We start from the raw sequence: 8373 nt of genomic DNA, 5'->3' as shown, positions 1-8373 counted from the left end.
ATCGCGGACGTCTACCCCCTCGCCCCCCTCCAGGAAGGCCTCTTCTTCCACCACCTGCTCGCCGGCCGCGACGGCGTGGACGAGGACGTCTACGCGGTGCCCTTCGTCCTCGGGTTCGACTCGCGCGAGCGCCTGGACGCCTTCCTCGCCGCCCTCCAGCAGGTCGTGGACCGGCATGACATCTACCGCACCGCCATCGTCTGGGACGGGCTGCGCGAGCCCGTCCAGGTGGTCCTCCGCAACGCGCAGCTTCCCGTCCGGGAGGTGGCGGCACCGGCGCCCGGCACCGATGCCGTCGAGTACCTGATGGCCGTCAGCGGGTCGCCGATGGACCTGACCCACGCACCGCTGATCCGCGCGTACGTCGCCCCCGAGTCCGGTGGCCGGGGGTGGACCGCCGTGCTGCGCATTCACCACCTCGTGCAGGACCACACCACGATGGACGTGGTGATGGGCGAGCTGGCCGCGTTCCTGGCCGGGAGGGGCGGGTCGCTGCCCGCTCCGCTGCCGTTCCGCGAGTTCGTGGCGCAGGCCCGCCTCGGCCTGCCCGACGAGGAGCACGAGCGGTTCTTCGCCGGCCTGCTCGGCGACGTCACCGAGACCACGGCGCCGTTCGGCCTGCTGGACGCGCAGGAGGACGGCCACGGCGTGGCCCTGGCGCACACCGAGGTGGACGGCGCGCTGTCCGACCGGGTGCGGGAGGCGGCGCGCCGCCACGGGGTGAGCGCGGCGACGGTGTTCCACCTGGCGTGGGCACGGGTGCTGGCGGCGGTCAGCGGACGCGACGACGTCGTCTTCGGCACGGTGTTGTTCGGCCGGATGAACGCCGGCGCCGGCTCCGACCGGGTGCCCGGCCTGTTCCTCAACACCCTGCCGGTCCGGGTCCGCGTCGGCGCGGCCGGCGTGGGCGAGGCGCTGTCCGGGATGCGGGACCAGCTGGCCGAGCTGCTGGTGCACGAGCACGCCCCGCTCGCCCTGGCGCAGCAGGCCAGCGGGGTGCCCGGCGGCAGCCCGCTGTTCACCTCGCTCTTCAACTTCCGGCACAGCCAGGTCGTGGGCCGGGAGTCCACCGACGACGCGCTCGCGGGCATCACCCTGCTGACCACCCGGGACGCCACCAACTACCCGCTGAGCCTGTCCGTCGACGACACCGGTGCCGCGTTCGTGGTGAGCGTCGACGCGGTCGGGGCGGTCGACCCGGCCCAGGTGTGCGCCCTCGTCCGGACCTGCCTGGACAACCTGCTGTCCGCGTTGGAGACCGCCCCGGCCACCCGCCTGGCCGCGGTCGCCGTGCTCGACGGGGCCGAGCGGGAGCGCATGCTCGTGGCCTGGAACGCCCCGGGCGCGCGCGGCGCGCAGAGCACCGCCGACGGCACGACGGCCGAACCGGTGGCCGGGCGGTTCGAGGCGCAGGCCGCCCGCAGTCCGGAGGCGGTCGCGGTGGTGGCGGACGGGGACGAGGTCTCCTACGCCGAGCTCGATGCCCGGTCGAACCGCCTGGCCCGGTACCTGACGGGTCAGGGGGTGGGCCCGGAGTCGGTGGTGGCGGTGGCGCTGGACCGCGGTGTCGGGCTGATGACCGCCGTCCTCGGCGTTCTCAAGACGGGGGCCGCGTATCTTCCGGTCGACCCGGCCTACCCGGCGGAGCGCATCGCGCACATGCTGGACGACGCGGCCCCGGCGCTGCTCCTCACCTCGGCGGCGTCGGCCCCGGAACTGCCCGCGTCGGCCGTGCCGCCGGTGGTGCTCCTGGACGCGCCGCAGACGGTCGGGGCGCTGGCGGGTCTGGCGGCGGACGCCCTCGGCGCGGGTGAGCGGACCGTGCCCGCGCCCGGCCATCCGGCCTACCTGATCTACACCTCGGGCTCGACGGGCCGGCCGAAGGGGGTCGTGGTCCCGCACGCCGCCTTCGCCAACACCGTGGCGTCGGCGCGCGACCGCCTCGGGGTGGGGCCGGACTCGCGGGTCAGCCAGTTCGCCTCGGTGAGCTTCGACGTCTTCTGCCTGGAGTGGGCGATCGCACTGACCTCCGGGGCCGCCCTGGTGGTCGTGCCGGAGGACCGTCGTCTCGGCGCCGACCTGGTGGCGTTCCTGTCCGCTCAAGGGGCGACCCACGTGGACCTGCCGCCGGCGGTACTGGCGGGACTGGAGCCCGCCGTGCTCGGGGCCGGTGTCGTCCTCAACGTGGGCGGCGAGGCCCTCGCGCCCGAGGTCGCCCGCCGCTGGGCGGCCGGGCGCACGCTGTTCAACAGCTACGGCCCGACCGAGACCGCCATCGACGCCACGGTGTGGCGCTGCCGCGCGGACGCGGACGGGGTGGCGATCGGCACACCGATCGACGGCGCCCGGGTGTACGTGCTCGACGAGCACCTGATGCCGGTGCCGGCCGGCGCCGCCGGTGAGCTGTACATCGCCGGGGCCGGGCTGGCCCGCGGCTACGTCCGTCGGCCGGGTCTGACCGCGGAGCGCTTCGTGGCCTGCCCGTTCGCCGCGGCGGGTGAGCGGATGTACCGCACCGGAGACCTGGTCCGCTGGTCGGCGGCCGGTGAGTTGGAGTACCTCGGCCGGGCCGACGACCAGGTGAAGATCCGCGGGTTCCGGATCGAGCCCGGTGAGGTCCGGGCCGTCGTCGCGGAGCACCCGCTGGTCGCGCAGGCGGCCGTCGTCGCCCGCGAGGACGCCCCCGGTGACAAGCGCCTGGTCGCCTACGTGGTGCCCGAGGTGGGCCAGGACGGTGGAGAACTCGCCGCTCTCGTCAGGGAGTTCGCGGCCGACCGGCTTCCCGCGTACCTGGTGCCGTCGGCGGTGGTGGTGCTGGACGTGCTGCCGCTGACGGTGAACGGGAAGCTGGACCGCAAGGCGCTGCCCGCCCCCGCGTACGCGGCCGGCGTGGGCCGCGGGCCGGCGGACGCGCGGGAGGAGCTGCTCTGCCAGGCGTTCGCCGAGGTCCTGGGCCTGCCCGCGGTCGGGGTGGAGGACGACTTCTTCGCCCTCGGCGGGCACTCCCTCCTTGCGATGCGCCTGGCCAGCCGCGTCCGGACGGTCCTCGGCGTGGAGCTGCCCCTGCGGGTGCTCTTCGAGGGGCCGACACCGGCCGCCGTCGCCGTCTGGCTGGACCGGGCCGCCGAGGGCCGGCTCGCGCTGACCGCCGCGGCCCGCCCCGAGCGGGTGCCGCTCTCCTTCGCCCAGCGCCGGCTCTGGTTCCTGGGCGAGCTGGAGGGGCCGAGCGCCACCTACAACACGCCGACGGCGCTGCGTCTGAGCGGTGCGCTGGACCGGGAGGCGCTCGCCGCCGCCCTGCGTGACGTCCTCGGGCGCCACGAGGTGCTGCGCACCGTGTTCGAGGCCACGGACGGGGAGCCCCGCCAGCTGGTCCTGCCGGCCGACGGGACGGGCTTCGAGCTGACCGTCACCGAGGTGACCCGGCAGGGCCTGGACACCGCACTGGGTGCGGCCGCCGGTCACGCCTTCGACCTGGCCGCGGAGATCCCGCTGCGGGCACAGCTGTTCGTGCTGGGCCCGGAGGAGCACGTCCTGCTGCTGCTCGTCCACCACATCGCCACCGACGGCTGGTCGACCGCGCCGCTGGCCCGCGACCTCTCCGCGGCCTATGCGGCCCGGTTGGAGGGCCGGGCCCCCGACTGGGCGCCGCTGCCGGTCCAGTACGCCGACTACGCCCTGTGGCAGCGCGAGCTGCTCGGGGACGAACAGGACCCGGCGAGCCTGGCCGCCCGCCAGATCGCCTACTGGCGCGAGGCGCTGGCCGGCATCCCGGAGGAGCTGGCCCTGCCGGGGGACCGGCCCCGCCCGGCAGTGTCCTCCCACCGCGCGCACGCCGAGGAGCTGGAGATCCCCGCGGCGCTTCACCAGGGCCTGGCGGAGCTGGCCCGGGCGCAGGGCGTGACCATGTTCATGGTGCTCCAGGCCGCCCTCGCGGTGACCCTCAGCCGCCTCGGCGCCGGCACCGACATTCCGATCGGCTCGGCCACCGCCGGGCGGACGGACGAGGCGCTGGACGACCTGGTCGGCTTCTTCGTCAACACCCTGGTGATCCGCACCGACCTGTCCGGGAACCCCACCTTCACCGAGGTGCTCGGACGCCTGCGTGAGACCGGACTCGGCGCCTACGCCCACCAGGACGTGCCCTTCGAGCGACTGGTCGAGGCCCTGGCGCCCACCCGTTCGCTGGGCCGCAACCCCCTGCACCAGGTCGTCCTGACGCTGCAGAACACCGGCTCGGTCGTGGGTGGCGGCGAACCCGCCCTGGACCTGCCCGGCGTGCGGGTCGGCATGGCCGACGCGGGCACGCCGGTGGCCCGGAACGACCTCGAACTCATGGTGGGCGAGACCTTCGACGAGCACGGCGCCCCGGCGGGCATCCGCGGCGGGCTCGCCGGCACCACGGACCTCTTCGACCCGGGGACGGTCCGGCGGCTCACCGACCGGCTGGTCCGCGTGGTGCGGGCCGTGGTCGAGGACCCGCAGGTGCGGTTGGCGTCGGTGGAGGTGCTGGACGCGGCCGAGCGGCGTCGGGTGCTGGTGGAGTGGAACGACACGGGTGCGGGTGTTCCGCAGGTGACGGCGGAGCGGTTGTTCGAGGCGCAGGTGGTGCGGACGCCGCAGGCGCCGGCGGTTGCGGGGGACGGGTTCGAGGTGTCGTACGCGGACCTCGACGCGCGGGCGAACCGGCTGGCGCACTACCTGGTCGGCCAGGGGGTGGGTCCGGAGTCGGTGGTGGGTCTGTGTCTGCCGCGGGGTGTGGACCTGATCGCGGCGATCCTGGGGGTGTGGAAGGCCGGGGCGGCGTACCTGCCGCTGGACCCGGAGTACCCGGCGGAGCGGATCTCCTACATGCTGCGTGACAGCGGCGCCGCGCTGACCCTGACCACCGAGGAGATCCTCGACGAGCTGCCGGCCGGCCGGATGCGCCTGGTCGCCCTGGACGCGCCGATGACGGCCGCCGTCCTGGCGGCTCGGCCGGTGGTGGGTCCGGGTGTGGGGTCGGTGGTGTCGCGGTTGGCGTATGTGATCTACACGTCGGGGTCGACGGGTCGTCCGAAGGGGGTGGGGGTTTCGCATGCGGGGTTGGCGTCGTTGGCGGCGGCGCAGGTGGAGCGGTTCGGGGTGGAGTCCGGCAGCCGGTTGTTGCAGTTCGCGTCGGTGAGTTTCGATGCGGCGGTGTCGGACGTGGTGGTGGCGTTGTCGTCCGGGGCGTGTCTGGTGGTGGGGGGTTCGGGGGAGTTGCTGCCGGGTGGTGGTCTGGTGGAGTTGGTGGCGCGGTTGGGGGTGACGCATGTGACGTTGCCGCCGGCGGTGTTGGGGGTGCTGGATGCGGGGGCTTTGCCGTCGGTGCGGACGTTGGTGTCGGCGGGTGAGGCGTTGGGCGGGGAGTTGGTGTCGCGGTGGGCGTCGGGTCGGCGTCTGGTGAATGCGTACGGGCCGACGGAGGTGACGGTGTGCGCGACGATGTCGGCGCCGTTGGCGGTGGGGGAGGTGCCGGGTGTGGGGGGTCCGATTTCCGGCGTGCGGGTGTTCGTGCTGGACGGGTGGTTGCGGCCGGTGCCGCCGGGGGTGGCGGGCGAGGTGTATGTGGCGGGGGCCGGGTTGGCGCGTGGTTATGTGCGTCGGCCGGGTCTGACGGCGGAGCGTTTCGTGGCCTGCCCGTTCGCCGCGGCGGGTGAGCGGATGTACCGCACCGGGGATGTGGCGCGCTGGACGACAGTTGGCGAGCTGGAGTACCTCGGCCGGGCGGATGAGCAGGTGAAGATCCGCGGGTTCCGGGTCGAGCCGGGTGAGGTGCGGCAGGCGCTCGGTGCGGCGCCGGGGGTGGCGCAGATCGCCGTGGTCGTCCGGGAGGACACGCCGGGTGACAAGCGCCTGGTCGCCTACGCCGTCCCCGAGGTGAGCCAGAACGGTGGAGAACTCGCCGCTCTCGTGCGGGAGTTCGCGGCCGACCGGCTCCCCGCGTACCTGGTGCCGTCGGCGGTGGTCGTCCTCGACGCGCTGCCGCTGACCGTCAACGGGAAGCTGGACCGCAAGGCGCTGCCCGCCCCCGACCACGCCGCCGCCGGGACCGGCCGGGCCCCGGCCACCGTGCAGGAGGAGGTGCTCTGCGAGGCCTTCGCGGAGGTCCTCGGCCTGGAGCGGGTCGGTGTCGACGACGACTTCTTCACCCTCGGCGGCCACTCCCTGCTCGCGGTCTCCCTGGTGGAACACCTGCGCACCCGCGGGGTGTCGGTCTCCGTCAAGGCGCTGTTCCAGACCCCGACACCCGCAGGCCTGGCCGTCGAGGCCGGACCCGACCAGGTGCCGGTGCCGCCGAACCTGATCCCGGCCGGCGCCACCCACCTCACCCCGGCGATGCTGCCCCTGGTGGACCTCGACGAGACCGAGGTGGCACGGCTGGTGGCCCAGGCACCCGGTGGCGCACCCAACATCGCGGACGTCTACCCGCTCGCACCGCTCCAGGAGGGGCTCTTCTTCCACCACCTGATGGCCAGGGAGAACGGCGCGGCCGCCGACGTCTACGTCGCCCCCACCGTCCTCGCCTTCGACTCGCGCGAGCGCCTGGACGCCTTCCTCGCCGCACTCCAGCAGGTGGTGGACCGGCACGACATCTACCGCACCGCCATCGTCTGGGAGGGCCTGCGCGAGCCGGTCCAGGTGGTGCTGCGCCACGCCGGCCTGCCGGTCCGCGAGACGACGCTCGACCCGGACGGCCCGGCCCCGGTCGACCAGCTGGTCGCCGCCGGCGAGTCCTGGATGGACCTGCGCCGCGCGCCGCTGATGGACGTGCAGACCGCCGCCGAACCGGGCACCGGCCGTTGGCTGGCCACGGTCCGCTTCCACCACCTGATCCAGGACCACACCACGATGGAGGTCCTGCTCGCGGAACTCGCCGCCCTGCTCTCCGGCAACGGCGACGCCCTGCCCGAGCCGCTGCCCTTCCGCAACTTCGTCGCACAGGCCCGGCTCGGTGTGCCGCGGGAGGAGCACGAACGCTACTTCGCCGCCCTCCTCGGCGACGTCACCGAACCCACCGCGCCCTTCGGCTCCCTGGACGTGCACGGCGACGGCAGCGACGGGCGGCGCGAACTCACGGTCGTCGACAGTGACCTGGCCGTCCGCCTGCGGGCCCTGGCACGCCGGCTCGGCGTGAGCCCGGCCACCATCTTCCACCTGGCGTGGGCGCGGGTGCTGGCAACCGTCTCGGGCCGGGACGACGTGGTCTTCGGCACGGTGCTGTTCGGCCGGATGAACTCCGGCGCCGGCTCCGACCGCGTCCCGGGCCTCTTCCTCAACACCCTGCCCATGCGCGTGCGGATCGGGGACGCCTCGGTGGCCGACGCCCTGGTCGCCATGCGGGACCAGCTGGCCGAGCTGCTCGTGCACGAACACGCCCCGCTCGCCCTGGCGCAGCAGGCCAGCGGCCTTCCCGGCGGCAGCCCGCTGCTCGCCGCCATCTTCAACTACCGCCACCGGCAGGCCACCGGGGAACAGACCCGCACCGGTCTGCAGGGCATCGGCACGCTGTACTCCCGCGAGCGGTCGAACTACCCGCTCAACGTGACCGTCGACGAAGGCACCGAGTTCGGGCTGACCATCGAGGCCGCGGCTCCGGCCGACCCCGCGCGGGTCGGCGTCCTGGTGCAGACGGCGCTGGCCAACCTGGTCTCGGCGTTGGAGGAGGCCCCGGACACGCGGTTGTCCGCGGTGGGGGTGCTGGACGCGCGGGAGCGTGCCCTGGTGCTGGAGGAGTGGAACGCGACGGCGGTCGAGCTGCCGGGCGGCCTGGTGCCCGGCCTGTTCGAGGCGCAGGTGGCGCGGGTGCCGGATGCCGTCGCGGTGTCGTGCGACGGGGTCGACGTGTCCTTCGCGGAGCTGGACGCGCGGGCGAACCGGCTGGCGCACTACCTGGTGGCCCAGGGGGTGGGCGCGGAGTCGCTGGTCGGCCTCTGCCTGCCGCGGAGCATCGAGATGATCGTGGCGATCCTCGCGACCTGGAAGGCCGGCGCGGCGTACGTACCGCTCGACCCCGAGCACCCGGCCGAGCGGCTCACCTACATGCTCACCGACAGCAGGGCAGCCGTCCTGATCGGCACGGAGGAACTCCTCGACGAACTCCCGCTCGCCCGGATCCGCACCATCGCCGTCGACGAACCGGCCCTGGTGGCCGCGGTGTCGGGGTTGTCGGCCACTGCGCCGGGTGTCACGGTCGGCGCGGATCAGCTCGCCTATGTGATCTATACGTCGGGTTCGACGGGGCGTCCGAAGGGTGTGGCGGTCACGCACGGCGGGTTGGCGAACTATGTGTCGTGGGCTGTGGGTGCGATGCGGTGGGTGGTGGGTGGTGAGGCGATGTAGGGTGCTTAG

General features: G+C 74.2%; 1 protein-coding gene. It reads left to right on the top strand.

Features of this window, described 5'->3' with window-relative positions; genetic code table 11:
• Positions 1-8364, top strand: coding sequence for an amino acid adenylation domain-containing protein (locus ACFC1F_RS41795; RefSeq protein WP_376166877.1), 8364 nt, complete (start codon positions 1-3; stop codon positions 8362-8364).
• The last annotated feature ends 9 nt before the right edge of the window (positions 8365-8373 follow it).

It is taken from the genome of Kitasatospora sp. NPDC056181, from assembly GCF_042266225.1.
Lineage (GTDB): Bacteria > Actinomycetota > Actinomycetes > Streptomycetales > Streptomycetaceae > Kitasatospora.
The sequence above is the reverse complement of the archived record's forward strand: the minus strand, read 5'-3'. Positions and strand labels throughout refer to the sequence as shown.